Source organism: Rhodoblastus acidophilus, from assembly GCF_009720655.1.
GTDB classification, from domain to species: Bacteria; Pseudomonadota; Alphaproteobacteria; order Rhizobiales; family Beijerinckiaceae; genus Rhodoblastus; species Rhodoblastus acidophilus_A.
In genome coordinates this window covers 107,341-132,791 of the sequence record NZ_WNKS01000003.1, presented here as the reverse complement: position 1 = coordinate 132,791, position 25,451 = coordinate 107,341, and the positions used below count along the sequence as shown (strand labels likewise).

The 25,451-nt window shown below is 65.7% G+C and carries 24 protein-coding genes, 1 other RNA gene and 1 riboswitch; of the genes, 6 read left to right on the top strand and 19 right to left on the bottom strand.

Annotation, left to right across the window (positions count from 1 at the left end):
* Positions 1-6 precede the first annotated feature (6 nt).
* The 9 genes from mraY to GJ654_RS04890 all read right to left on the bottom strand — a co-directional run bounded on the left by mraY (position 7) and on the right by GJ654_RS04890 (position 9,103).
* A complete protein-coding gene (gene mraY / locus GJ654_RS04930) occupies positions 7-1,149 on the bottom strand; it encodes a phospho-N-acetylmuramoyl-pentapeptide-transferase (protein ID WP_155444998.1) in 1,143 nt (380 codons plus the stop codon).
* Complete coding sequence (locus tag GJ654_RS04925; RefSeq protein ID WP_155444997.1) at positions 1,150-2,604, bottom strand: UDP-N-acetylmuramoylalanyl-D-glutamyl-2,6-diaminopimelate--D-alanyl-D-alanine ligase; 1,455 nt, start codon at positions 2,602-2,604, stop codon at positions 1,150-1,152.
* Complete coding sequence (locus GJ654_RS04920) at positions 2,601-4,037, bottom strand: UDP-N-acetylmuramoyl-L-alanyl-D-glutamate--2,6-diaminopimelate ligase (protein ID WP_155444996.1); 1,437 nt, start codon at positions 4,035-4,037, stop codon at positions 2,601-2,603. Before GJ654_RS04920 ends, GJ654_RS04925 begins: the two co-directional genes overlap by 4 nt.
* A complete protein-coding gene (locus GJ654_RS04915) occupies positions 4,037-5,929 on the bottom strand; it encodes a peptidoglycan D,D-transpeptidase FtsI family protein (RefSeq protein ID WP_155444995.1) in 1,893 nt (630 codons plus the stop codon). The genes GJ654_RS04920 and GJ654_RS04915 overlap by 1 nt, the downstream gene beginning before the upstream one ends.
* Before the next feature lie 2 nt (positions 5,930-5,931).
* On the bottom strand, positions 5,932-6,468 hold the full coding sequence (gene ftsL / locus GJ654_RS04910) for a cell division protein FtsL (RefSeq protein ID WP_155444994.1): 537 nt from the start codon (positions 6,466-6,468) through the stop codon (positions 5,932-5,934).
* The gene (gene rsmH / locus GJ654_RS04905) at positions 6,469-7,404 is read right to left on the bottom strand and encodes a 16S rRNA (cytosine(1402)-N(4))-methyltransferase RsmH (protein WP_155444993.1); all 936 of its coding nucleotides are present in this window, start codon (positions 7,402-7,404) and stop codon (positions 6,469-6,471) included.
* Between the two features lie 346 nt (positions 7,405-7,750).
* Positions 7,751-8,401, bottom strand: coding sequence for a hypothetical protein (locus tag GJ654_RS04900; protein ID WP_155444992.1), 651 nt, complete (start codon positions 8,399-8,401; stop codon positions 7,751-7,753).
* 45 nt (positions 8,402-8,446) lie between these two features.
* Positions 8,447-8,826, bottom strand: an RNA gene (rnpB, locus tag GJ654_RS04895) — RNase P RNA component class A.
* Positions 8,827-8,836: 10 nt separating this feature from the next.
* Positions 8,837-9,103 carry a hypothetical protein gene (locus GJ654_RS04890; RefSeq protein ID WP_155444991.1) on the bottom strand — a complete coding sequence of 89 codons (267 nt, stop codon included), beginning with the start codon at positions 9,101-9,103 and terminating at the stop codon, positions 8,837-8,839.
* An 83-nt stretch (positions 9,104-9,186) separates the two neighbouring features.
* Here GJ654_RS04890 and GJ654_RS04885 point away from each other — a divergent pair, with 83 nt between their 5' ends.
* A complete protein-coding gene (locus GJ654_RS04885; protein ID WP_155445271.1) occupies positions 9,187-10,110 on the top strand; it encodes a 50S ribosomal protein L11 methyltransferase in 924 nt (307 codons plus the stop codon).
* 13 nt (positions 10,111-10,123) lie between these two features.
* Positions 10,124-10,942 (top strand): transglutaminase family protein, encoded by an 819-nt coding sequence (locus GJ654_RS04880; RefSeq protein WP_155444990.1) that lies wholly within the window; start codon positions 10,124-10,126, stop codon positions 10,940-10,942.
* Here the strand turns inward: GJ654_RS04880 and GJ654_RS04875 are convergent.
* The 6 genes from GJ654_RS04875 to GJ654_RS04850 all read right to left on the bottom strand — a co-directional run bounded on the left by GJ654_RS04875 (position 10,908) and on the right by GJ654_RS04850 (position 16,513).
* Positions 10,908-11,117 carry a heavy-metal-associated domain-containing protein gene (locus GJ654_RS04875; RefSeq protein ID WP_155444989.1) on the bottom strand — a complete coding sequence of 70 codons (210 nt, stop codon included), beginning with the start codon at positions 11,115-11,117 and terminating at the stop codon, positions 10,908-10,910. The genes GJ654_RS04880 and GJ654_RS04875 overlap by 35 nt on opposite strands.
* A gap of 195 nt (positions 11,118-11,312) precedes the next feature.
* Positions 11,313-13,742 (bottom strand): heavy metal translocating P-type ATPase, encoded by a 2,430-nt coding sequence (locus GJ654_RS04870; protein ID WP_155444988.1) that lies wholly within the window; start codon positions 13,740-13,742, stop codon positions 11,313-11,315.
* On the bottom strand, positions 13,739-14,347 hold the full coding sequence (locus tag GJ654_RS04865) for a thiamine phosphate synthase (protein ID WP_155444987.1): 609 nt from the start codon (positions 14,345-14,347) through the stop codon (positions 13,739-13,741). The genes GJ654_RS04870 and GJ654_RS04865 overlap by 4 nt, the downstream gene beginning before the upstream one ends.
* The gene (locus GJ654_RS04860; RefSeq protein ID WP_155444986.1) at positions 14,344-15,123 is read right to left on the bottom strand and encodes a thiazole synthase; all 780 of its coding nucleotides are present in this window, start codon (positions 15,121-15,123) and stop codon (positions 14,344-14,346) included. The genes GJ654_RS04865 and GJ654_RS04860 overlap by 4 nt, the downstream gene beginning before the upstream one ends.
* Before the next feature lie 195 nt (positions 15,124-15,318).
* Complete coding sequence (gene thiS, locus GJ654_RS04855; RefSeq protein ID WP_155444985.1) at positions 15,319-15,516, bottom strand: sulfur carrier protein ThiS; 198 nt, start codon at positions 15,514-15,516, stop codon at positions 15,319-15,321.
* Entirely contained in the window at positions 15,485-16,513 is a 1,029-nt protein-coding gene (locus tag GJ654_RS04850; protein ID WP_155444984.1) for an FAD-dependent oxidoreductase, read from the bottom strand. The genes thiS and GJ654_RS04850 overlap by 32 nt, the downstream gene beginning before the upstream one ends.
* Before the next feature lie 43 nt (positions 16,514-16,556).
* Positions 16,557-16,680: riboswitch (TPP riboswitch) on the bottom strand.
* Positions 16,681-16,842: 162 nt separating this feature from the next.
* Between GJ654_RS04850 and irrA the strand changes: the two genes are divergently transcribed.
* Positions 16,843-17,310 (top strand): iron response transcriptional regulator IrrA, encoded by a 468-nt coding sequence (gene irrA, locus GJ654_RS04845; RefSeq protein ID WP_155444983.1) that lies wholly within the window; start codon positions 16,843-16,845, stop codon positions 17,308-17,310.
* A 96-nt stretch (positions 17,311-17,406) separates the two neighbouring features.
* Here the strand turns inward: irrA and GJ654_RS04840 are convergent, their stop codons facing one another.
* Positions 17,407-19,188, bottom strand: a complete 1,782-nt coding sequence (locus GJ654_RS04840; RefSeq protein WP_264586127.1) for a cation:proton antiporter — start codon at positions 19,186-19,188, stop codon at positions 17,407-17,409.
* A gap of 244 nt (positions 19,189-19,432) precedes the next feature.
* On the opposite strand from GJ654_RS04840, the gene GJ654_RS04835 reads away from it, so the two are divergent.
* Positions 19,433-20,239, top strand: coding sequence for a sensor histidine kinase (locus GJ654_RS04835; protein ID WP_155444982.1), 807 nt, complete (start codon positions 19,433-19,435; stop codon positions 20,237-20,239).
* Positions 20,240-20,249: 10 nt separating this feature from the next.
* Here the strand turns inward: GJ654_RS04835 and GJ654_RS04830 are convergent, their stop codons facing one another.
* Positions 20,250-21,830 carry an undecaprenyl-phosphate glucose phosphotransferase gene (locus GJ654_RS04830; protein WP_246664606.1) on the bottom strand — a complete coding sequence of 527 codons (1,581 nt, stop codon included), beginning with the start codon at positions 21,828-21,830 and terminating at the stop codon, positions 20,250-20,252.
* Positions 21,831-21,905: 75 nt separating this feature from the next.
* Positions 21,906-22,691, bottom strand: coding sequence for a TOBE domain-containing protein (locus GJ654_RS04825; protein WP_155444981.1), 786 nt, complete (start codon positions 22,689-22,691; stop codon positions 21,906-21,908).
* A gap of 278 nt (positions 22,692-22,969) precedes the next feature.
* On the opposite strand from GJ654_RS04825, the gene GJ654_RS04820 reads away from it, so the two are divergent.
* A complete protein-coding gene (locus tag GJ654_RS04820) occupies positions 22,970-23,131 on the top strand; it encodes a Flp family type IVb pilin (protein ID WP_155444980.1) in 162 nt (53 codons plus the stop codon).
* Positions 23,132-23,348: 217 nt separating this feature from the next.
* Complete coding sequence (locus GJ654_RS04815) at positions 23,349-23,513, top strand: Flp family type IVb pilin (RefSeq protein WP_196305437.1); 165 nt, start codon at positions 23,349-23,351, stop codon at positions 23,511-23,513.
* 12 nt (positions 23,514-23,525) lie between these two features.
* On the opposite strand, the gene GJ654_RS04810 is transcribed toward GJ654_RS04815, so the two are convergent.
* The gene (locus GJ654_RS04810) at positions 23,526-24,521 is read right to left on the bottom strand and encodes an alkaline phosphatase family protein (protein WP_155444978.1); all 996 of its coding nucleotides are present in this window, start codon (positions 24,519-24,521) and stop codon (positions 23,526-23,528) included.
* Positions 24,522-25,451: the final 930 nt, after the last annotated feature.

The window sequence follows — 25,451 nt, the reverse complement described above, 5'->3', positions numbered from 1 at the left end:
TTCATCCTATCGCACCTTGAGAGTGGTCAGGCCGAGCAGCGCCAATATGAAGGCGATGATCCAGAAGCGCACCACCACCTGCGGCTCGGACCAGCCGAGCTGCTCGAAATGGTGATGGATCGGCGCCATCTTGAACACGCGCCTGCCCGTGGTCTTGAACGAGACCACCTGCACGATCACCGAAACCGCCTCCATCACAAACAAGCCGCCGACAATGGCGAGCACGATCTCGTGCTTGATCGCCACGGAAATCGCGCCGAGCATGCCGCCGAGCGCCAGCGAGCCGGTATCGCCCATGAATATTTGCGCAGGCGGCGCGTTGAACCAGAGAAAACCGAGGCCCGCCCCCAGCACCGCGCCGGCCATCACCGTCAGCTCGCCAGCGCCGGTGACATGGTTGATGCCGAGATAGTGGGCATAAATGAAATTGCCGGCGAGATAGGCGATGATCCCGAACGTCGCCGAGGCGATCATCACCGGCACGATGGCGAGGCCGTCGAGGCCGTCGGTGAGGTTGACGGCATTGCCGGCGCCGACGATGACCAGCGCCGCGAAGGGGATGAAGAACCAGCCGAGATCAATCAACCAGCCGTTGACGAAGGGGGCGGCGAGCTTGGTGGCCGGCGCCGCCGTGTAGAAGGGCGCGACCAGGGCGGCGCCCAAGTCGGCGAACGATGTCACCGGCGGCGCGACTGACGCGCACATCATGAAATAGGCGGCGATCATGGCGATGCCCGCCTCGATGGCGAGGCGCGAGCGGCCGGAAAAGCCGGCGTGGCTCTGCTTGGTCACCTTGAGATAGTCGTCGTAAAAGCCGATCGCGCCGAAGCCGAGGGTGACAAACAGCACGATCCAGACATAGGCGCTTTTCGGATTGGCCCACAGGATCGTGGAAAGCGCGACGCCGGCCAGGATCATCAGGCCGCCCATGGTCGGGGTGCCCCGCTTGGCGAGGTGCGATTGCGGGCCGTCGCTGCGGATCGGCTGGCCTTTGCCCTGTTTCAACCGCAGAGCCGCGATGATTCCGGGACCGAAATAGGCCACGATGGCGAGCGCGGTCGCGCTCGCGCCGGCGGCGCGGAACGTGATGTAGCGAAACACGTTCAGCGCGTTGAAATAATGGGTGAGATCGGTGAGCCAGGTGAGCATCTATGCCTCTGCATTCATTTCCGGCGCGGCGAAACGTTGTTTCAGCGCCGCGACCAAAGCGTGCATTTTCGAACCATTCGACCCCTTGACCATCAGCGCGTCGCCGGGGCGCAGCGCGCGGGCCAGAATGGGTTCGAGCCCGATGGCGTCGGGCGCCCAGCCGCCGTGCATTTCGGCCGGCAGGGCGTCGTAAAGCCAGCGGCTCAGCGGACCCGCGGCGAAGACCAGATCAATGCGGTTTTTTTCCAGCGGCTCAGCCAGTTGCGCGTGCAGCTGCGGGCCGGTTGACCCCAACTCCAGCATGTCGCCGAGCGCGGCGATGCGGCGGCCGTCGCCGGAGACCGGCGCCGAGCCCAACAGGTCGATGGCCGCGCGCATCGAGGCGGGGTTGGCGTTGTAGCTCTCATCGATCAGCAGGACATCGCCGCCCTCGATCAACGGATCGATGCGCAAGTTTTCGCGCGCGCCGCGACCTTGCGGGGGCGCGAAATTTTGGAGGGCCTCCCCGGCTTTGCGCACGTCGAGGCCGACCGAACGCGCCGCCAGCAGGACGGCGAGGCTGTTGATCGCCAAGTGTTTCCCCAGCGCGCCGAGGGCGTACAAGACGTCCTCGCCGAGCACGCGCGCCAGAAGGTTCGCGGACGCCTCCTTCGGCTCGTAATCCGCGAGTTGGGCGTCGGACTCCGTCTCGCCGAAGGTGAGGATGTGGCCGGCGGATTTGCGCGCTTCCTCTTCGAGGACCGCGAATGTGTCGATGTCGCGGTTGAGAATGGCGACGCCGCCTTCGACGAGTCCAGCAAAAATCTCGGCCTTGGCGCGGGCGATGGCTTCGACATTTTCAAAATGTTCGAGATGGACCGGCGCGACATTGGTGACGATGGCGACATGGGGGCGCACCATGTCCACCAGCGCGGCGATTTCGCCGGAATGGTTCATGCCGATCTCGAACACGGCGAAATCGGCGTCTTCGGGCAGCCGCGACAGCGTGAGCGGCACGCCCCAGTGATTGTTAAAACTTTTTTCGGAGGCGTGGACTTTTCCGGCCGCGCCGAGCACGCAGCGCAGCGCCTCCTTGGTCGAGGTTTTTCCCACGGAGCCGGTGACGGCGATCACCGCCGCACGCGTCCGCTCGCGGGCGGCGCGGGCGAGGTTTTCCATGGCCTTGAGCACGTCGTGGACGATGTACAGGGTTCCCAGACCCTTGAGCGCGTCGGCGTGCGCTTCATCGACGACAGCGGCGGCGGCGCCGCGCTCGAAAGCGGCGGCGACATAGTCATGGCCGTCGGTGCGGTCGCCCTTGATGGCGAAGAACAGGTCGCCCGGCTCCAGGCTGCGGCTGTCGATGGAGATGTTTTTCACGCCCTCCGGGACTTGTCCCAGCACACGCGCGCGCAATGGGGCGATGAGTCCAAGTCCGCTCCACAAATATGGTCCGCTCCACAAAAATTCGCTCATGCGAACTCCTTTAGCGCGCCACGCGCCGCCTCGTGATCCGAAAACGGCAGGATTGTCGAACCGACGATTTGTCCGGTTTCGTGGCCCTTGCCGGCGATGAGAAGCGCGTCGCCCGGACCCAGCTCCGCCACTCCCGCGCGAATGGCTTGCGCGCGATCGCCGATTTCCTTCGCGCCCGGCGCGCCCTTCAGGATTTGCGCGCGGATTTCGGCGGGCTGCTCGCCGCGCGGATTGTCGTCGGTGACGATGACCACATCCGCGCCGCGCGCGGCGATTTCACCCATGATCGGGCGCTTGCCGGCGTCGCGGTCGCCGCCGCAGCCGAACACGAGGATCAGCCGGTTTTTGGCGAAAGGTTTGAGGGCCGCAATGGCTTTTTCCAGCGCGTCGGGCTTGTGGGCGTAATCGACGAAAACGGGAGCGCCATTCCTGTCGCCGACGCGCTCCAGCCGGCCGGGCGCGCCCTTGAGCTTTTCCAGGGCTTGAAAGACTTTTTCCGCCGGCGCGCCGCCGGCCAGCGCCAAGCCCGCCGCGACCAGAGCGTTTTCGGCTTGAAAAACGCCGGCGAGCGGCAGCCGAATTTTGTACGCAACGCCCGCGTGGACGAGGGTGAGGATTTGGTCGAAACCGTCCGCGACCACCTCCGCGAGGCGAATCCCCTGCCCCTTGGCGCCGACCGTGAACGTTTTGAGGCCGCGCGCCTCACACGCCGCGACGACCTTTTCCGCGTGGTCGCCGTCGGCCGCCACCACAGCCGTTCCGTCTTGCGGCAGCAGGTCGGTGAACAGGCGCAGCTTTGCGCCAAAATAGGCGTCGAGATCGGGATGGTAATCCAAATGGTCGCGCGAAAGATTGGTAAAACCGGCGGCGGTGAGCCTCACCCCGTCGAGGCGACGCTGGTCGAGCCCGTGCGAGGAGGCCTCCATCGCCAGATGCGTCACCCCCTCGCCCGCCAGAGCATCGAGGGTTTTGTGCAGGGTGAGCGGGTCGGGCGTGGTCAGCGAGCCATAGACGGCGCCGCCCGGTTTTATGACCCCGATGGTCCCCAGCGACGCCGAAGCGAAACCGCAGGCCGCAAAAATCTGACGCGAAAAATCGGCCACCGAAGTCTTGCCGGACGTGCCGGTGACCGCGACGATTTTTTGCGGCTGGCGCGGATAAAACAGCGCCGCGGCCAAAGACAGCGCGGCGCGGGCGTCGTCCACCCGCTGATAATGCGAGGCGATCGCCGGCGGAGCGCGGCGGTCGCCGACGACAAGCGCGGCGCCGGCGGCAAGCGCCTTTTCGGTAAAGGCCATGCCGTCCGCCTTGACCCCCGCCAAAGCGAAGAAGATGAAGCCGGGTTTGACCGCGCGGCTGTCGGCGGTCAGGCCCAAAACCTCGACATCGCAGAGCGCGGCGGGGACGTCGGGAAAGAAATCGGCGAGAAGCATCAGTCCTCGCTCCCCGGTTTCGCCGGCTGGTTGACAAAGCCGTAGCCCATGCGCGCCAGCAGCGGGAAGGGCTGCGCCGGAAACTCGAGGCGCGGCTGCAAACCCAGCAGCGGGCTGACGCGTTCGATCAGCTTACCGGTCACGACGCCCGAATTGTAGGCGGCGGTGGCGTAATGCCCGTCTTCCGGCAGGCCCTGCGGCTCGTCCATCACGGTCAGGAACAGATAACGTGGCTGGTCGGCCGGCGAGAGCGCCATGAAGGTGGTGAACAGCTTTTTGTGATCGTACCGGCCATGAACAACCTTTTCCGCCGTGCCGGTCTTGCCGCCGACAAAATAGCCGGGGACGTTCGCCTTCTTCGCCGTGCCGATTTCGGCGTTGAGCCGCATCATGTAGCGCAGCGCCTCGGACGTTTCCGCCCTGATGACGCGCGGCTGCGCGGTCTTGTCGAAATCGGCGGGCCGCTTGATGAAGGTGGGCGTGATCAGATAGCCGCCATTGGCCAGCGCGCCCACCGCCATCATCGCCTGAAGGGGCGCGACGGCGAGGCCATGGCCGAAGGCGATGGTCGCGGATGACACCTGCGACCAGTGCGCCTGACGCGGCTGCATGGGCTCGCGGCTTTCCGGCAGTTCCGTGCGCATGCGGTCGAGCTGGCCCATCTTCTTCAGGAACGCCTTCTGGTAGTCGGGGCCGACCGTCAGGGCGAGACGCGCCGTGCCGACATTCGACGAGAACTTGAACACCTCCGGAAGGGTCAGCATACGGTTCTTGGCATGATAGTCGTGGATGGCGTTGCGTCCGATATGCAGCGGCTGCTGGCCCGAAATCGTGGAGTTCAGCGTGAACTTGCCGGAATCCAGCGCCATGGCGAGGGTAAGCGCCTTGAAGGTGGAGCCCATTTCGAACACGCCGCCGGTGAGGCGATTCAGATTCTCATCCTTTTGCGCGTCGCGGGGATCATTGGGGTCGTAATCGGGCAAAGATGCGGCGGCGACGACTTCGCCGGTGTTGACGTCGAGGATGGCGGCGGCGGCGGCCTTGGCGTGGAAGCGGTCCATCGCCAATGCCAACTCGTCGCGGACGGCATGGGTGGCGCGCATATCGATCGAGAGCGCAACGGGCCTCAGGTCGTGCTGCGGCATGGCGAGGCCGGAGGCGCGCAGGGCGCCGAGCCCCTGGTCGTCCAGATATTTTTCGACGCCCTGCAGGCCGTTGTTGTCGGCGTTGGTGAAGCCGACGATATGGGCGCCGAGCCGTCCGTTGGGATAGACGCGCTTGTGCTCCGGCAAAAAACCGACGCCGGGGAGGCCGAGGCGAAAGATCTGGTGTTGCTGCGCCGGGGTCACCTCGCGCTTGACCCAGACAAACCCCTTCTTCTTGCCGAGCCTTTCGCGCAAATCGCTGGCGTTGAGGTCGGGGAGAATGGCGGTGAGCTGCTCGACCGCCTCGTCCTTGTCGACGATCGAGCGCGGCTCCGCGAACACCGACATCACCTTGACGTCGGTCGCCAAAACCTCGCCGTTACGGTCGGTGAGGTCGGGGCGGGCGGCGGACACCGCTTCCGAAGCCTCGCGCCGCGCCGACTGCTGGCCGGGCGTCATGCCGAACCAGGCGAGGCGGCCGACGAACACGCAGAACAGCGCCGCGAACAACAGGGCGATGAACCGGATGCGGCTGCGACTCTTGCCGAGGTCGGTCGAAAACAGCGCGCGCCAGAACGAACGCCGCAGGAAGAACGGCGGCGGCTTGCGCGGCGGCGGCGGCGCGGCATCGACCGCAATCGGCGCGACGACGGGCTCGGGCTGGGACTGCGGCTGGTCCTGGAGCCCCGGCGCGTGCGGCGCGGCGGTCTCGTCATAGTGCTCGGCGCGGGCGGCGGCGGAACGCATGCTCATCTCTCCGCTTTCACGACTTTCGCCGGCTTGGCGGGGCTGGCCGCCGGCTTGGCGGGGCTGGCCGCGGGCTTGGCCGGGCTGACGGACGGCTTCGCGGCGCTGGCGGCCGGCTTGGCCGGACTGGCGGCGGGTTTGGCGGCGGGTTTAGCGGACGGCTTGGCTGGGGTCGCCGAGGCGCCGCCGTCGCCGGACGGGGTTCTGGTCGGCGCGCCCAGCCCGAGGTCGCTCAGCTTGGCGGCGATCTCGTCGCCGCGCGACGCCTTTTCGGGCACGGCGCTGGCGGTGACGATCTGGTTCAGGTGCAGCTTCTGGCCGCCGAGATATTTGCCCGCCAGGGTTTCCATGCGGCCGGGGCTGTCGAGCTGCGCCCATTCGGCCTTGAGCATGGTGACGCGATCCGTTTCGCGCGCGAGGTCGCGCTTGGCCTTGGCGAGCTGCTCCGCCTGATAGAGCGCCGCATATTTGATCTCATAGGCGTAGACCGCCGAGCCCACCAGCACCAGCACAGCCACGATATTGAGGATGCGAAACATTTATTTCTCCTCGGCCGGGCTTGGGAGTTTTTCCGCCCAGCGCAGCTTCGCCGAGCGGGCGCGCGGATTCTTCCGCGCCTCCGCGTCGCTGGCGGCGACGGGCTGGGGCGGGCGAAGCGTGAACGTGGGTTCGGGCGGGGCGACCTCGCCCGGCAGCAACCGCGAGGCGGCGCGCCCGCGCCCGCTGCGCTCCGCGAAGAATTTTTTCACGATGCGGTCTTCCAAGGAATGGAAGGTGACGATCGCCAGGCGGCCGCCGGGTTTCAAGACCCGTTCCGACGCCTCAAGCGCCTGGGACAGTTCGTCCAGTTCCGCGTTCACGGCGATTCGCAGCGCCTGAAAGGTTTTGGTGGCGGGATGGATGTCCTGCGGCCGCGCCGGAATGGCCTTGGCCACGATCTGAGCCAGGCGCAAGGTGGTGAGGATCGGCGCCTCCTGCCGCGCCTGGCAGATGAATCGGGCGACGCGGCGCGAGCCATGCTCTTCGCCATAGAGATAGATCAGATTGGCCAAATCCGTCTCTTCCAGTTCGTTGACGAGATCGGCGGCGCTGCGGCCGGCGCGCGACATACGCATATCCAAGGGGCCGTCGAAGCGGAACGAGAAGCCGCGTTCGGCCTCGTCGAACTGCATGGAGGACACGCCGATATCCAAGGCGATCCCGTCGAATTTTTCGCCGGCCGCCGCCTGCTCCATCTGGGAGAACCGGGTTTCCACCAATTTCAGACGGCCCTGCGCCTCGGCCACGAGCCTTTGGCCTGCGGCGATGGCGGTGGGGTCGCGGTCGAGCGCCAGAACTTCGCCGCCGCGTTCGAGAATCGCGCGCGTGTAGCCGCCGGCGCCAAAAGTGCCGTCGATGAATGTCTTGCCGGGCGCGACGTCGAGCGCGTCAAGCACTTCGGCGAGCAGCACGGGAATGTGGCGCGCGTCGCTCATGGCGAGGCTTTTGTGGAAAGGAAAGGCATGAAAACCTGAGATTTTGTGGCGCGGGCGCGCGAAACACGCCGCCGAAGCCGGACTCGGCGCCATTTGGGGGTGTGCGGGCGGACTAACATGCGTCATGTCTGGGCGTCAAAGGACCGGATCGCGGGTCTTGAGCCCATTAAAGCATTCTTAGCGTTAAGACTTTGTTGAGAGGGGAAGAGGGTTCGGGATCAGAGGGTTGCGGAACGTCAGGGCGCGGCGAGGCGAGAATCGGGGACAGGAACGAATTGCGCCCCCGGCGCGTCGCGAACGCCGGAAGCCTGCTCCGCGCAATGCGATCCAGTCCCCCTCGTCGCGGTCAATGCGCCTTGCACGTCGTCATCGCGACGCGAGAAGGCTTTTCTCCACCCTTCTTGTGGGCGGCCTTGGCGCCGATCTCGACGAATTGCGCGTAGTTTTTGACCTCCGGCCAGGTCTGCGTGAGATAGCGCGCCTGCCGCCAGGCGTCGTTGAATTTGCCCTGGTAATAGAAGGCGAAGAACAGGCCGCGCTGCGCCTCCTCCAGCGGCTTGTCGCCCCGATTGCACTGCGCCGCGCGAAACAGCAGTTCCGCGCGGCCCGCAAGGTCGGGACGGCTGTTCACCCACAAATTCGCCAGCGCCAAAATGGCGAACACGTCGTTGGGGTCCTTTTCGAGCGCGGCGGTCAGGTCTGTTGTGGCCCCCTCCCAGGCGCCGGAATAGTCGGCGTTGTGGCCCATGGCCTGAAGGTAACCGCGTTGCGCCAAAAACTTTTCGTCGCCGGGGTTTTGGGCGAGGCCCTGGTCGAGATCGGTCTTGAGCGCCTCGTAACGCGCCTTCACCTCGGCGGCGTTGCTATCGCTGATCTCGGCGGGGTAATGGCCGATCACAGGCTCCAGCGCCCTCAGACGCTCGCCGAAATCTTCGGCGCGGGCCGCGGCGACAAAAAACAACACCGCTGAAAACGCCGCCCAAAGCCGCCGTTTCATGACGGACCTCCCGATGGAGGCGGCAGCATAACATAAGGAGAATGGAGCGCCAGTCGGCCTGTAAGCCGGGTTCTGTATGGCGCCTTGCGGCGCGTGACAGCCATTCATCTGGGACCTCCATTGCTGGAGGCCTCGTGCAACCAACCCGGACGACGCCCCGGAGAAGGGGTGGATTGCTCCTGTCGTCCCTATTCGGTTTTGCTCCCGGCGGGGCTTGCCGTGCCGCCGACGTTACCGCCAACGCGGTGCGCTCTTACCGCACCCTTTCACCCTTACTCCTAGCCAAGGAGAATCCTTGGCGAAAAGCGGTTTGCTTTCTGTGGCGCTTTCCCTGGGGTCGCCCCCGCCGGACGTTATCCGGCGCCGTTTCTCCGTGGAGCCCGGACTTTCCTCCATCTTTCGACGGCGGCTGTCCGGCCGACTGGCGCGCCAGCTTTAGGGCTTTTGCTCAGGCGGCGCAACCGGCGGCGGCTCAACGGGTTTTTCGGCTTCGCAGACCGTCTCGCGCGGCGTGCAGGCGATTCCCGGCGTCGAGCAGGCTTTTGGCGTGCAGATCGTGCAGCCGTTGGTCCAGCCGAGGCAGTCCGGATGGTCCGCGCCATAGCGCTGCATCGGGCGCAGGTCGGCGGGGGGCGGCGTGGGCGCGTCGGCCCAGGCCGGCGAGGTTGCGAGCAACAACGCGAGGACAACGATTCGGCGCATAAAACCCTCCCCGCCCCTTGTCTCACCGCACCTGCATCGCGCGCAAGATCGACTTGGCGGGGCCGGCATGCTACAGCCGCGCCATGCTGGAAGGTCTCCCCCCCAACAACGCCGCGCATGTCATGCGCCTGCGCTGCGCCGAGGCGCAAGCCCGCGCCCTCGCCGACCTCGTCGTCGAAACGTTTGACCCTGCCGAAACGGCGGCCGCCGCTTTCGAGGAAAAAGCGTCGACCGAAAGCTGGGCGGCGACGCCCTGGGTGGTCGAGGTCTATTTCGGCCATGAGCCCGACGAGGAAAACCTGCGCGAACTCGCCGCGATCGTCGTCGGCGCGGAACTGGCCGCGCAAATCACCTTTGGCCGCGTCTCGCAAAAAGACTGGGTGGCGTCTTCGCTCGAAGGCCTGTCCGCCGTTCGCGCCGGGCGGTTTCTCGTTCACGGCTCGCATGACCGCGAGCGGGTCAAGGCGAACGACATCGGGCTGGAGATCGAGGCGGCGCTGGCGTTCGGCACCGGCCATCACGGCACGACGCGGGGCTGCCTGCTGTTTCTCGACGACATTTTGAAATGCCGGCGGCCGCAAGAAATTCTGGATGTGGGATGCGGCACCGGGGTTCTGGCGCTGGCCGCCGCCCGCGCCTTGCGGCAAAACGTGGCGGCGGGCGATATCGACGCCCAAGCCGTCGCGGCGGCGCGCGCCAATGCCGTGCTCAACCATGCGGGCCCCTATCTGCGTCCCGTGCAGGCGCGCGGCGCCGCGCATCCCGCGCTTTGGCGTCCGGGCGCCTATGACCTGATCTTCGCCAATATTCTGGCGAAGCCGCTGCGGGTCTTGGCGCCGAGCCTGTCCACTCTGGCCGCGCCGGGCGCCGATGTGGTGCTGTCGGGCATGCTGGTGCGCGACGTGCCCGGCGTCGCCTCGGCCTGGGCGGCGCAAGGGTTTTTTATCGCCAAACGCCGGCACATCGACGGCTGGGCGACTTTGTTGATGCGGCGCGGCGGGGCTTAGAGCGGGAAACAACATGCTGTTTTCCGTCCGCCACCGCACGCTCTACACCTATTCGGCGCCGGTGCGGCTGGGCGGGCATGTCTTGCGGCTGCATCCGCGCGCTATCGATGTGACGATACGCTCCGAAACCCTGCTCATCGAGCCGAAGCCGGTTTTTCGCGCTGCCGAGGTCGATCGCGACGGCAACCGCTCCACGAGGGTCGAATTTGAAGGTCTTGCCGACCGGCTGCTGATCGAAAGCTTTTTTGAGCTGGAGACGTGCGCGCCACCCCCCCTTAAGGCTGCGGCCCTGCCCTGGCGTGAAACGGCGGGGTTCGATCCTGGCCAAAAGGTGCGCGCCTATGCCGCCGACCTTTTCGAACGCAGCGGGGGTGATGCGCTTCTCTTCCTCGACGCGCTCAACCGCGACCTGTTTTCCCGCACCGAGCGGCGCATCCGCGACGCCGGCTATGCGCAGGACCCCGAAGACACGTTGTTGCGCCGAAAAGGCGCGTGCCGCGACCTCACCCTGCTGTTCATGGCCGCCTCCCGCAGCATCGGTTTTTCGGCCCGCTTCGTCAGCGGCTACCAGGCGCACGCGGAAACGCCCGACGGCAAGCGGCATCTCCATGCGTGGCCGGAGGTTTTGCTGCCCGGCGCGGGGTGGCGGGGTTACGATCCGACCCACGGGCTCGTCGTCTCCGACGGGCATGTCGCGCTGTGCGCCGGTGCGGACCAGTTGGCGACCATGCCCGTCGAGGGCGGGTTTTATGGGGATGGCGTCGCCTCGACGCTGGCGTTCGAATTGGAGATTCGCGCTACGCCTGACGCGCGGGATAGCCGGCCTCGGTGACGGCTTGCGCCAGCGCCTGCGGGTCGGCGACGGCTGGAGCGACCGTCACCCGCTTGGTCTCCAGTTCGACCTGCACCTGCGCCTCCGGCGCCTGCGTCTGGATCGCCTTGGTGACCCGCGCCGCGCATTTGCCGCAGCTCATGCCTTCGACATGGAGAATCGTCGACTCACTCATGGTCCCTGCCTCCGCCCGTTTTCGTCATCACACCGCAGCATCTCAAAAGAACATTTAGAGAATATACATCAACCCCAGCCTGTGGATAAGTCTGATAACTCGCTTCCTCTGTAGTCCTGGCGTCATTTTTGCAGAACAAACCCGAACCGCTCACGTCAAGCGTAATCTTATATTAACCAAAACTTCACCCCGCCGTCACGAGGCGAATGTCCTCAGGCGCAGCGCGTTGGCGAGGACGAACAGGCTCGAACAGGCCATGGCCGCCGCGCCCAACGCCGGGTTGAGAAGCGTTCCGTTCACGGGATAGAGCGCGCCCATCGCCACGGGAATCAAGACCACATTGTAGCCGAAGGCCCAGAACAGGTTCTGCTTGATGTTCCTCAGCGTCGCGCGGGACAGCGCCACAGCTTGCGCCGCCTTGAGGGGGTCGGAGCCGACCAGGACCACTTCGGCGCTGGCGCGCGCGATTTCCGAGCCCGCGCCCATGGCGAGGCCGACGTCGGCCGCCGCCAGCGCCGGCGCGTCATTGACCCCATCGCCGGCGAAGGCGACGGGGCCGCGCAGGCCGAGTTTTTGCAAGACCTCGACCTTGCCCTCGGGTTTCAGTCCCGCAAAAACTTCGCTCACCCCCGCTTGCGCGGCAATGGATTGCGCCGTGGCGGCGCGGTCGCCGGTGAGCATGGCGACATCGACCCCCAGCTTTTTCAGCGCCGCCACCGCCTCCGCCGACGTGGGGCGCAGCGGATCGGAAACGGCGAAAACGGCGGCCGCACGGCCGTCGACCGCGAGGAAAAAGCAGCTCGCCCCCTGCCCGCTCAAAAATTCGGCTTCGGCTTCAAGCGCGGCGGAATGCGCGGACAACGACGCCATCAGCTCGCCGGAGCCGACCGCGACCGTCTTGCCGCCGACCACGCCGCTCACGCCGAGCCCCGGCTGATAGGCGAAATCCTCGACCGGCGGCATGGACAACCCTCGCGCCAGCGCCGCCTCGACCAGCGCGCGGGCGAGCGGATGCTCCGATCGGGCTTCGACCGCCGCCGCCAGCGCCAAAGCCTCATCCTCGGGGAGGCCCTCGGCGCGCAGAGTGGTGAGCTGCGGCTGGCCCAGCGTCAGCGTGCCGGTCTTGTCGAAGGCCAGGGTTTTGACGCCCGCGAGCGTTTGCAGCGCGTCGCCGCGCCGAAACAAAATACCGAGTTGCGCGCCGCGCCCCGTGCCGGTCATCAGCGCGGCGGGGGTGGCCAGCCCCATGGCGCAGGGACAGGCGATGATCAGCACGCTGACGGCATTGACCAGCGCCAGCGCCAACGCCGGCTGTGGTCCCAAAAACATCCAGAGCGCAAAAGTGAGGGCGGCGATGACCAGCACCACGGGAACGAAAATGGCCGTGACCTTGTCGGCCAGCGCTTGGATCGGCAGTTTGGCGCCCTGCGCGCCCTCCACAAGCCTTATTATGCCCGCCAGCGCCGTGCCCGCGCCGACTTTTTCCGTGCGCATCAGCAGGAATCCGGCTGCATTGACCGCGCCGCCGATGAGGGGATCGCCGGGCTTTTTCGCCACAGGCAGGCTCTCGCCGGTCATCAGGGCTTCGTCGACATGGCTCGCGCCTTCGACCACCACGCCATCGACCGGAATCGGCTCGCCCGGCCTGATCTCGACGAGATCGCCGACGCGCACTTCGTCGACCGGCAGATCGACCGGGCCGGCGCCCCGGCGGACATGGGCGATTTTCGGCTGCAAGGCGCCGAGCGCCGCGATGGCCTGGGCGGCGCGACCTTTTGCCCGCGCCTCCAGCCAGCGGCCCAGCAGGATGAAGGCGACAATGGCGGCGGCGGATTCGAAATAGGAGTGACGCGCGCCCTCCGGCAGCGCGCCGGGGGCGAAGGTCGCCAGCAGCGAATAGAGGTAGGCGGCGCCCGCCCCCAGCGCCACCAGCGCGTTCATGTCGGGCGCGCCGCGCCTCAGCGAGCCGAAACCGAGCTTGAAAAAGCGCCGCCCCGGCCCCGCCAGCACGAAGGTGGTCAGCGCCGCCGCCAGCATCATCGGGGCCTCGTGGCCGAGCGTCGCATGCAGGGCGTTGGAAAAGGCGGAAGACATGTGCGCGCCCATTTCCACCGCCGCCACCGGAAGCGCGCCGGCCGCCGCGAGGAAAAAATCGCGCTTGAGCCGCGCCGCCTCCTTTTCGCGGTTCTCCAGGGGGGCGGCGCTTTCGACCGGGCTCGGCTCGTAATCCTCGGCGCGGATCGCGGCGGCCAGCGTGGCGTAATCGACAACGCCCGCCAAAACCTCGACTGTCGCCCGGTTGTTGGCGAGATTGGCCGTGGCCGAGAGCACGCCGGGGATTTTTTTCAGCGCCTTTTCGACATGGGCGACACACGCCCCGCAGGTCATGCCGCCGACGCCGATTTCAAAAATCTGGCGGCGGGCCGGATAGCCCTCCTCCTCCACCCGCCGCGCCACAGCCGCGAGATCGGCGTCCGGGGCGAGGTCGAGTTCCGCGCGCTCGGTGGCGAGATTGACGCGGGCGTCGCGCACGCCCGGCGCGCTTTTCAGCGCCTTTTCGACATGGGCGACACAAGCGCCGCAGGTCATGCCTTCGATTTCAAGCGTGGTGGTGTGCAGACTCATGCCGCTGATATGGGGCGGCGGGTCGCCGCAATCCATTCCCGGCAGCGCGTTTCCGGGTCCGGGTTCAGCGAGATGTCGGTGACGACAGCCGCGCTATCGGCCCCGGCCTTGTAACAGTCGAGCGCCCGCTCCGGCGTCAGGCCGCCGATGGCGACCAGCGGCAGCGCGCCGATTTTGTTGCGCCAAAGGTCGATTTTATCAAAACCTTGCGGCGCCCAGGGCATCTTTTTCAGGATCGTGGGGAAGATGGGGCCGAGCGCGACATAATCCGGCTCGACCGCCAGCGCCTTATGCAGTTCGGCCTCGTCATGGGTGGAGACGCCGAGTTTCAGGCCGCCCGCCTTGATGGCCTGGAGGTCGGCATTCGAAAGGTCTTCCTGGCCGAGGTGGACAAAGTCGCAGCCGAGCTCCAGCGCCAGGCGCCAGTGGTCGTTGACGATCAGTTGCGCCCCGTGGGCTTGGCAGAGGTCGCGGGCTTCCGCGATCTGTTCGCGCAGGTCGTCGGCTTGCTTGACCCTGAGTTGCGCCAGCTTGACGCCGCAGGGGAGCAGGCGGCGCAGCCAGCCGACGTGATCGACGATGAGGTAAAACGGGTCGAGTGTCATGTGAAGGCGCGTCCCAGCACGGGGGTCGAGGGCTCGGCCATGTCGCGCGGCTCGATGGGCAGGGCTTTGTACGCGGCGCGGCCCGCCTCGCAGGCGAGCGCAAAGGCGCGGGCCATGGCGGCGGGGTCGCCGGCGCGGGCGATGGCGGTGTTGAGCAGAACCGCGTCATAGCCGAGTTCGAAGGCTTGCGCGGCCTGGGAGGGCGCGCCGAGGCCGGCGTCAATGACAAGGGGGATGTCGCGGAAGCGGGCGCGCAGGGCGCGCAGGCCGAAGATGTTGTTCAGGCCGCGGCCTGAGCCGATCGGCGCGCCCCAGGGCATCAGCACGCGGCAGCCGGCGTCCACGAGACGGTCGGCCAGGGTGACGTCCTCGGTCATGTAGGGAAAAACGTCAAACCCGTCGTCGCAGAGGATGCGCGCGGCTTCGACGAGGCCGAAGGGGTCGGGCGCCAAAAGGTCGTCGTCGCCGATCACCTCCAGCTTGATCCAGGTGGTGTCAAAAAGTTCGCGGGCCATGTGGGCGGTGGTGACCGCTTCCTTGACGCTGCGGCAGCCCGCCGTGTTGGGCAGGACGCGCAGGCCCAGATCGCGGATCAGGCCCCAAAAACTTTCGCCGGCGCGGGAGCCCCCGGCCTCGCGGCGCAGCGAGACCGTGACGACTTCGGCCTTCGACGCTTCAAGGGCCTCCGCGAGAATGGCGGGCGATGGGTATTGCGAGGTGCCGACGAGCAGGCGGGAGGTCAGCGTGACGCCGTAAAAATTCAGCGGATCGGTCATGATGCGCGCGCTCCCGCAAGTGACGGCCTCCCTTCTCCCCTTGCGGGAGAAGGTGGCTCGGCGCACAGCGCCGAGACGGATGAGGGGGACCCGCCGGTCGCAGAGGACGAACCCCTCATCCGGCGCTGGCGCGCCACCTTGTCCCGCAAGGGGAGAAGGAAGCGGCCCCAGCGCGCCTCTTTGTTCATCATCATCTCACCCTCCCTGCCTGGGGCTCAACACTTCCACGCGATCCCCCTCCTTCAACGCGCAAGCGTCCCGGTCTTTGGCGCGGACAAAAGTTTCGTTGATCGCCGTGGCGACCAGCGCTGGCTCGTAGCCGAGTTCCGACAGCAAACCGGCGAGCGTCCCCGCCTGCGCCTCAAGCGCTTCGCCGTTGACCGCGATTTTCATCCATGACCTCCGGGAAATGGGCGCCTTCCAGAATGACGCGCGCCGCGCGGCTCGCCAAGGGCGGCGACAGCAAAAAGCCGTGGCGGTACAGCCCGTTGAGGAACAGCTTTTTACCCTCGCGGCGGATGCGCGGCAGGTTGTCGGCAAAACTCGGACGCACGTCCGAGCCGGTCTCCAAAACTTCCGCCTGGGCGAAGGCCGGATTCAGCGCGAAGGCGGAATTGACGAGTTCGACAAGGCTTTCCGCCGTCACCCGGGCGCGCTCCTCGTTCTCGTACATGGTGGCGCCGACCATGATCGTCCCGTCCGGGCGCGGCACGAGATAGACGGGGTGGCGCGGGTGCACCATGCGCACGGGCCGCGTGAGTTTGATGTCGGGCGCGCGCACGATCATCATCTCGCCCTTCACGCCACGCAGCCCGGAAAGGTCCGGCTTGGCGGAAAAACCGCGACAGTCGAGCGTCCAGTCGCAGTTTTCGGCCAGCGCCATGGCGTCCACGCCATAGTGGATGGTCACGTTGGCCTTTTGCGCCAGATGCTCGGCGAGTTTGGTCAGCGCGTCGCGGGGGGCGAGGTGGGCCTCTTCCGCGAAATACAACGCGAGATCGAAATTTTCCGCCAGGTCCGGTTCGAGCGCCGCGACGCCATCGCGGTCGAGCGTGACGAAATTTTTGGTGCGCCGGGAAAAATGCAGGAGGTCGGGACGGTCGCGTTTCGGCGCGACCACGAGGCTGCCGCGCTTTTCCGCGACCGGAAACGTTTCGGTCCAGAATTTCAGCGCCTCTTCGCCCAGCGTCGCGACGATCGGCTCGGTCGATTCGGCCTCGCACCAGGGCGCGATCATGCCGCCGGCGTAATGCGAGCAGCCGCGTCCGGGGCCCTCGGCCTTTTCGACAATTTCAACGGCGATGTCGCGGTTTTGGCTTTCCGCCTGTCGCACGAGTTCGAAGGCCGCGGTCAATCCGGCGGCGCCGGCCCCGATGACTCTGATGCGCATAAACCCTCCCGCAACATTCGGCGCGGAAAGGCTCGGGATTTTTCGAGTCGATCAGCGCCATCCCTCCGCCAGCATGAACTGGATCAGGTGTGAGGGTCGCCGGGCAGCCCGTTTTTCGAGCCTTGCCAGCCTCTCAGCCCCCTGCCGGGGCTCCCCTTGGCTTTTGCGATACTTGGACCCGAGGGCGCGCGGCGTCAAGCGCTCTGGCCCGTTCAGCGCCGCGCGCTTTCCATTTGGCGCCTAACTTGCTTCAGAACAATTACGACAAACTTAGAGTCTTTCTAAGAGCGTCAAACCGTGCTAATCGTGACACGAATGAGGCGGGAATGATGACGCAATCGACTTTGACCCCCGGCAAACCGGCCAAGCCAACCTACGACTGGGTCAACGGGGCCCTGGCGCGGCTGGTCCGCGAAAAATTGCGCGCCGTCGACTTGCGTCCGACGCGGCAGAGGGTGAGCATCGCCAGCCTGCTGTTCGTCGCCGGCGACCGCCATGTCACCGCGGAACAGGTTTTTGCCGAGGCGCAGGCGCTGAAAATGCCGCTGTCGCGCGCCACCGTCTACAACACGCTGCACCAGTTCGCCGACGCCGGCCTCGTGCGCGAGATCGCGCTTTACGGGTCAAAAGTCTGGTACGACACCAAGACCGGGTCGCACTGCCACTATTACGACGAGGACCACTCCGTGCTGTTCGACATGGAGCAGGACGTCACGCACCAGTTGCAGTTGAAGGCGCCGAAGGGCAAGCGCATCGTCGGCGTGGACGTGATCGTGCGGGTCGCCGACGACAATTGACGCGCGAGCGCTCGTGGGCCGGGGACAGGAACGAATTGCGCCCGTCCGCTCGCCTCAACCGGAAGAGCGCCGAGCGCAATTCGATCCCGTCCCCGTTTACGTCGTTTTCGCCTTGACGGCGTGGCTCTCGTCGCGGCCGGCGAGGCGCGCCGCCTGTTGCAGCGCATGGCGGAATTCGTCGCGCCTCTGATGGATCGAGGCGATGGCGTGGCCAGTCGCCACCCCCAAGCCCACCAGCGACGCTTCCGACAATTGCAGACTCGCCTCGATGGTTTCCGGCACCGCGTCGGTCACGCCCACCGCGTAGAGCCGGCGCGCGTGGTCCTCGTCGCGGGCGCGGGACACGATCATGACATCGGGGCGCGCGGCGCGGATGCGCTCGACGATCAGGTCGATGGTTTTGCGGCCGTTGATGGTGATGATCACGCCGGTCGCCTGCCGCAAGCCGATGGCGTCGAGCACGCGCGGATCGGAGGCGTCGCCGAAATGGACGAGATGGCCGTCGCCCCGGTCGCGGGCCACGCCGGTGGCGTCCTGGTCGATGGCGACGAAGCCGACCCCGTGCTGCCGCAGCAGCGAACACACCACTTTTCCGACACGACCATGACCGACGACAATGGCGTGCCTGTCGCCGGGCTGCGCGCGGAACGTGAGGTCCGGCTCGGCGGCGGTCGGGGCCGGCGGTTTCAGGCGTCGCGCCGCCAGCGACAGGATCGGGGTCAGCGCCATGGTCACGGCGGCGGCGGCCAGGGCGAGGCTCGCGACCGGGCCCGGCAGCAGTTTCAGCGCCGACGCCATGCCGATGCTGACGAAGGCGAATTCGCCGCCGGGGCCGAGCAGCGCGCCGGTTTCGACCGACGTGCGCCAGTTGGCGCGAAAAAAGCTCGCCAGAGCGACGAAGATCGCCAGCTTCAGCGCGATCAGGCCCGCGACGGCGCCAAGCAGCACGCCGGGCTCATGTAAAAATTCGCGGAAATCGATCTTCATGCCGACGGTGAAGAAGAACACGCCGAGCAACAAACCCTTGAACGGGTCGATGGCCGCCTCGATGGCCTTGCCGTAGGCCGTTTCCGCCAGCATCAGGGCGATGACGAAGGCGCCGAGCGCCATGGACAGTCCGGCTTGGTGGGCGAGCAGCCCCGAGCCGATGATGACGAATAGGGCGGCGGCGATGAACAGCTCCGTGGAGCCCGCCGTCGCCACCAGTTCGAACATCGGGCGAAGCAAAAAACGGCCGAACAGGACGATGGCGCCGATGGCGACGCTCGCCTTGAGCAGCGCGGTGGCGATGCTGACCAGGACGGAGTCGCCGGCGCCATTGCCGAGGATCGACACCAGCACGATGATCGGAACGACGGCGAGGTCCTGGGCGAGCAGGACGGCAAAACTCAGGCGCCCGACATTGGAGGTGAGACGCCCCTGCCCCGCCAAAATTTCGAGCACGATGGCGGTCGAGGACAAAGCGAGGCTCAGGCCGATAATCGTCGCGGCGGCCGGCGGCTGGCCGAGGGCGATGGCGATGCCCGTGAGCGCCGCGCCGGTGACCGCCACCTGGAGCCCGCCTAAACCGAACACCAGCCGGCGCATGGTGAACAGCCGCTTGATCGAAAGTTTCAGGCCGATCAGGAACAGCAGGAACACCACGCCCAGTTCGCCGATGCCGGACACGCTGTCCGGATTGACCACCGTGACCCAGTAGAGGAACGGGAATTTCTCGATTTGCGAGCCGAGCCCCAGCGGCCCCAGCACGGCCCCCGCGCCGAGATAGCTGAGGATCGGGCTCACCCCGAAACGGCGCAAGGCGGGCACGATGATCCCGGCGACGCCGAGCACCACCAGGATATCACTGTAGATTTCGATCGTGTTCGACTCGGTCACCGCTCGCTCCTCGCCGCGACCATAGCGGGAAGAGCGCGCCAAAACAGCGGTTTTGTCCGAGGCGGCGCAAAGCAAAGCCACAGCTGACACTGGCCTCGCAAAGAACGCACGTAAATGTTTCTTGCCGTAAAGGCTTAGATGGGCGATAGTGCGTCATATTGTCGCGCCCATGCATCCTTGATGCGGGCTTGCAGATCATCCCGAAGCCTCTGAACTGCGAATAGTCGTCGGAAACGAATTCATCATGCGCAAGGTGGCGTCCAGGAAGCGCGCGAATTCCGATCCTCAGTTCGGAGGAGGCGACGCCGTCATCGAGCGGGATCAACTCGTGGCGCGGCTGGCGCAGTCGGAAAAGCTGGCCGCAGTCGGCGAACTGGCGTGCGGCGTCGCTCACGACGTCAACAATATCCTTCAGGCCGTCATCATGGGCGCCGAAATCATCCGTCAGCGGCCGGACGACACACAGCTTGTCGAGAAAACCTCGAAACTCCTGTCCCTCGCCGCAGCGCGCGGCACATCGATCGTCCGACGCGTGCTCTCGCTTTCGCGCCCATCGGACAGGTGCCCGCAATCGGTCGATACATCCGTGTTGTTGGTCGAACTTTCCGATTTGCTGGTGATGTCTCTCGGCGAGGGCGCGAAGCTGACCGTGAAGATTGGCGCGGATTTGCCGCGCGTTTGTCTCGACCGCGCCGAATTCGAAACGGTGCTCATCAATCTCGCCATCAACGGCCGCGACGCGATGGAGCACGGCGGCGCACTGATCATTTCCGCGCATCGGCAGACCATGGACGATGCGGACGTCGGGCTGTCCCCGGGAGACTATCTGCGGGTGGACGTGGTCGATTCGGGTTCAGGCATGGACCCGGAGACGCTTTCGCGCGCCATGGAGCCTTTCTTCACCACCAAGCCGCCTGGAAAGGGAACCGGACTTGGCCTCTCGATGGCGCGCGATTTCGCCGAACGTTTCGGCGGCGCGTTGACGATTTCCAGCGCGCCGAGCTTTGGGACGACGGTGACGCTCAGGCTGCCGGCCGCCCCCTGTTCTTAACGGTTCGCCGTCAGAACGCGTTCTTGCCCGTCAGCACGACCCAGGGCGTCTTCAACAAAATGCCGACGTCAAACCAGAGCGACCAATTCTCGATATAGTGCAGGTCGTGGGCGACGCGCTGCTCGATCTTCTCAAACGTGTCGGTCTCGCCTCGCCAACCGTTGATCTGCGCCCAGCCGGTGATGCCCGGCTTGACCCTGTGGCGGGCGAAATAATTGTCCACCACCTGCTCATAGGCGCGTCCCGCGGCCGCCCCCTTCAGCGCATGGGGGCGCGGACCCACCAGCGACAGGTCGCCGCGCAGCACGTTGAACAATTGCGGCAGTTCATCGAGCGAGGTGCGGCGGATGAAGGCCCCGAACGGGGTGACGCGCGGATCGCCCCGCGTCACCATCTTCGCCGCGCCATAGTCGCACTGGTCGACGTACATGGAGCGAAACTTGTAGACGCCGAATTCCTCGTTGTTGAACCCGTAGCGCTTTTGCACGAACAGGATCGGTCCGCGCGAGGACAGGCGCACGCCGAGCGCCAGCAGCGCCAGCACGGGCGACAACGCAAGGATCAGGATCGCCGCGACGCAGCGATCGAAGATCGCCTTCAGGGCGACGTCCCAATCATTCATCGGCTTGTCGAAAGCGGGCAGGAACGGCACGTCGCCGATGAAATTGTAGGCGCGGTCGCGCAGGCGGAGTTTTCCCCCGAGTGCGGAAATGCGCACGTCCACCGGCAGCGCCCACAGCTTTTGCAAGACGTGGAGGATGCGGTCCTCGGCCTTCAGCGGGAAGGCGACGATCAGCAGGTCGACCTTGTAGGCGCGGCAAAAATCCTCGAGATCGTCGAACGCGCCGAGCAGGCGATAGCGCGCCATGTCGGGTGGCAGCCGGGTGCGGTCGCGATCGTCGAACACGCCGAGGATGTCCAGAGCGCCCCTGCCGGATTGCTCCAGGCGGCGAATGGTTTCAAGCGCCTGTTCGCCGCCGCCGACGATCACCGTGCGGCGGGCGAGCGCGCCGCTTCGCGTCCAGGCGCGAATGGCCAGCGAGAACGCGGCGCGCCCGATGAGGGCGGCGCCATAGGCCCAGGCGAACCAGTCCAGGCTCCACTGGCGCAAGAAACCCATATCGATGGGGGCGGCCAGCACGCAACTGGCGTCCCAGATGGCGAGGCCCAGCGCCAGGGCGAGCGCGAGGTCGAGGCCCTGGCGCGGAAAGTCGGCCAGCGCCCGGATCGTGTAGGACCAGCGCGCCCGCAATGTGAACAGCGCGACCGCCGTCGTCAGCGTGAGGCTCCAGGCGAGCAAGGCCAGGTCCGGTTCGACGCCGTCCAGCGCGCGCAGATAGGTGAGGGCGCCCGACGCCAGGATCACGCCGAGGTCGAACAGCAGCGCCGCGCCGACAATCATCGGTTGCGAGATCGCGCGGCCCCGTGCCGGGGCGTGATCACGACCCCGCGCGGCTTCGGCGGCGGCCCGCCCCGCCACGACGCGCAGGTCGGCGAAATGGAATTCGGGTCGGAGCGCCGCTTCGCGCGCCTGGTTCAGATCCGGCTTGGGACAGGAGGGTTGCGGCAGGCTCATGCGCGTCATCATCATCCGAAAGCTCGCGCCGGAGCGGAGGCGGCGCTCGAAACTTTACGGATAATACGGACGAGAGGTAAAGAAACCCGCTCAACTCACAGCGAGAATCACATGGTTGGCGTCGAATTGCGCCGCCGCCCGCCCGCCGACCTCAAGTTTCAAGCCCTCGACGTTTTCGCGCGCCGTGACCACGGTGAGGGTCTTGCCGCCGCCTATGTCGAGATGAATTTCGCTGTTTCGCTCGGCGTCGATGCGCTCCTTCACTTCGCCAACGAAATAATTTCGTCCCTCGGCGCCGTCGGGCGCGCTCAAACGAATGAACGAGGATTTGACCAGAGCCAGGGCGCGCCGCTCCGGCGCGAGTTGCAGGTCGTCGGCCGACTCGTTGGTGACGATGGCGTGGATCCGCTGATCGAGCCCGAATGTCAGGGTCACCTCGACATCGACGGGCCAGCGCCGCACCGTCACCACTTCCGACTGGAACACGTTACGCGCCGAAACGCGAGCGCCGACGGTCCACAGCAGCGCCTCCTCCTGGCCTTCGAGCCCCTCCTCGGCGATCAGGTTGGTGATGCGCGCCAGCTTTTCCTCAAGCTTGTGGAAGGTGGCGATCAGCCGCAGGCCCTCGGGCGTCACCTCGGCGCCACCGCCGGACCGACCGCCCGGCCGCGTGTGGAACGCTGGCGTCGGCAAGAGGTTGTTCACCGCGTTGACCGAGTCCCAGGCCGTCTTGTAACTGAAGCCGGTGGCTTTGGCGGCCTTGGCGATGCTGCCGAATTCGGCGACCTTTTCGAGGAGCTTTATGCGGTCGCGGCCCACCAGAAACCGGCCGCCGCCGTGCAGCGCCAGCAATGCGTCGATCTTGTTGTCCGACATGCGTCGAGCCCCGCTTGCGTATTTTCGTGAGCGTTACCACGAATTTGATCGCACGGATAATCCTTCGAGTCCCGGCGCGGCGCCCTCATGGCGCGGCTTGTTCACTCGTGAGGGCGGCGCGTTTCCCTGGGTGGACCAATTGCGGACGAAATTCAGCACGTCCGGACAATGTCGTTTCGTAACGTCAATCTGTTGGCAACTTTTGCCGATTAACGTTCCCACTCGGAAGGCGGCCATGACAGGCCGCTGCTCCAGCTTTTTAAGAAAAGGGCAGGACCATGAAATTGCTGACTTCGTTTCTCCGCGACGAATCCGGCGCGACGGCTATCGAATACGGCCTGATCGCGGCGCTGATCTCCGTCGTGGCCATCACCACGCTGACCACCGTCGGCACCAGGCTCAACGCCAAGTTCACCGCCATCTCCAACGGCCTGAACTGAGGACAAACGGCGCTTGGCAACACGCTGCGCGCCTTGTTTCAACATTGCGAACATCCGGCGCGGGAGTTTCTTCCGCGCTATTTTTTTCGGCGTTCCGCCCCCTTCCGCGCAATAGGTCAATTTGATTACGTTGCGTAATACAAGACGAAACACTCCTGCGCTTAGAAATCGACCGCCGGCCGAAACCACAACCGGCGAGTTGCGGGAGTTCATGGGAATGCCGATCTGGCTGAAGCGATACTGGAGCGATGATCTGGCGACGTCAGCCGTGGAATACGCTTTGATCGCCTGCCTGCTCGCCGTGATCGCCCTCTCAATGCTCTCCAGGACGGGCGTACAGCTGGACGACACGTTTGAAACCATCGTCAACCGCATTCACTGAACCGTCAGCCGGTCAGCGGCGCGCGGGTCCGCCGCAATCGGGAAAGAACAGCGTGTCCATCGTCGGCGCCGACGCCGCCTTGCGCAAACGCGGCAAGGCGAAGCCGTCCTCTATCGTCGCCAGCAGCGCGTAATGGTCGAACCGCGCAGGCTCCTGCACCGATCCGCCGCAGGGCGTGGCGACGAGGGTGGCGACGTGGTTGTCGGCTCCGGCCGCGCGCCGGGCGAACTCGGAGGGCGGGTTGGGATAGCGCGGTCGCGCCCCCTCGTCGAAGGTCACCACGAACACGGCGCGCGCGCTCCACGCTTTTGACGCGCGGATGCGCGCGTAAATGTCGCGGGCCATCGCGTCATAGTCGCGGGCCAATTGGTCGAGGTCGCGACACGTTTCAAGGCCGTGGCCGTCATGACACTGGTTGGGGACGATCAGCGCGAAATTGGGCGGGTCCCGCTCGAGATCCTCGGCGAAAGCTTCGAGCGGCTTCATCCGGGCGCGCGCCTCGGCGTTTTGAGCGAAAGGCGCGAAGAACGGAAAGGGATTGTGCTTTTGCGCATAGAGCGGTTCGGCGCGCGACGGCGCGGCCGCGACCATGGCGCCGGGCGCCGGAAGGCTTTCGGCGTAGACCGCATGGGTCAGCCCGGCCGCCGTCAATTGTTCGGCGAGACTGTCGCCGTCAATGCGATTGCAGGCCGCGCCGGCGACCAGATCGGAAGCGAAGCAGCTTGGACGGTTGTCGCGGATGCCGAACGTGTCGCCGCCGACCAGGGCGAGATAGTTGGGCAGGCTCGGATGGGCCACGCCGAAATATTGGGTCGCAAGCCCCGCGCGATCGGCCAGCTCGCGCAGGAACGGCGTGGGGCCGTTGAGGATCGCGTCGTCAAAGCCGCGATTTTCCAGCACGAGAACAAAGACGTGATCGAGCCGACGCGCCGCCGCCGCCTCCGCCGCTTGGCCGATCAGCAGGCCGGCCAGCGCGATGACAAAACTGACGAGCGTTTTCCGTCTCAAGCGAATTCTCCCGGTGATTCGCGCGAAGGATAAGCCGCCGCCGCATGCGACGCCATGAGGGGGCGCCCCGCTCCACCCGATTTTTCAAACGTGAGCGGCGCGCGAAATTTTCCAGTTGACGCCGTGAAAAAAAGTGGCAGTATTCATTGTATTGCAGCCTCGATTGAAAGACGTGCGGAGCCGCTTTCAAGTTGAGGTCAACGCCCAGGGCTACGAACCCGCGAGGCGAGCAATAAACTGATCGTTCCCCGCAAGGCCAGTTTCGAGACTTAAAACGCCCCGAATCCCCTTGCGAGTCGAGACTTCTGAGCCGGGACGCCCGATAGCGCGCGACCGGTGTTTGGGAAACGGAACGCGAGCATGACTCCACCGCAGAGCCAATCGACCTCCGGCCCTTGATGGGGCGCGACGTACGCTATTTTCACGTGCGTCGGGGATGTGCCGCCAAACTGAAGGGAGTAGCAGATCAGAAAATTCACTTCTGCACATACGCGGGAACATACCGCATAACCTTCTGATTTTTATCGGAAATCGTCATAGCGCGATTAAAGGCCCCGTCTCGCCCCAGGCGACGGGGCCGTCTCGTTTTGAGGGAATGCGATGGGGCGCCTCCCTGATACGGTTTTCCGCAAGATCGCTTCGCGATCCGCGAAAACGAAATCGCGTGGAAATCCTTCAGGCGAAGGGCGGATTTCCACGCGAGCGGAATACGATTTCCGAACTGATCCTTCGGAAATCGTACGATCCGCCGGAAGTCCGGTCCAAATCGCCAAGAAAACCACGCCAAACTCGTTCCAGGTCACGCCCCGCTCGCGCGGAATATGCATCCGACGCATTGACGGCCATCTCCTGGCTGTCCTCGTCTTGAGAGGCGCTCTTAATACTTCGTTTACCCCTCGACTATCTTTCGGCGCCGATTCAATACGAACA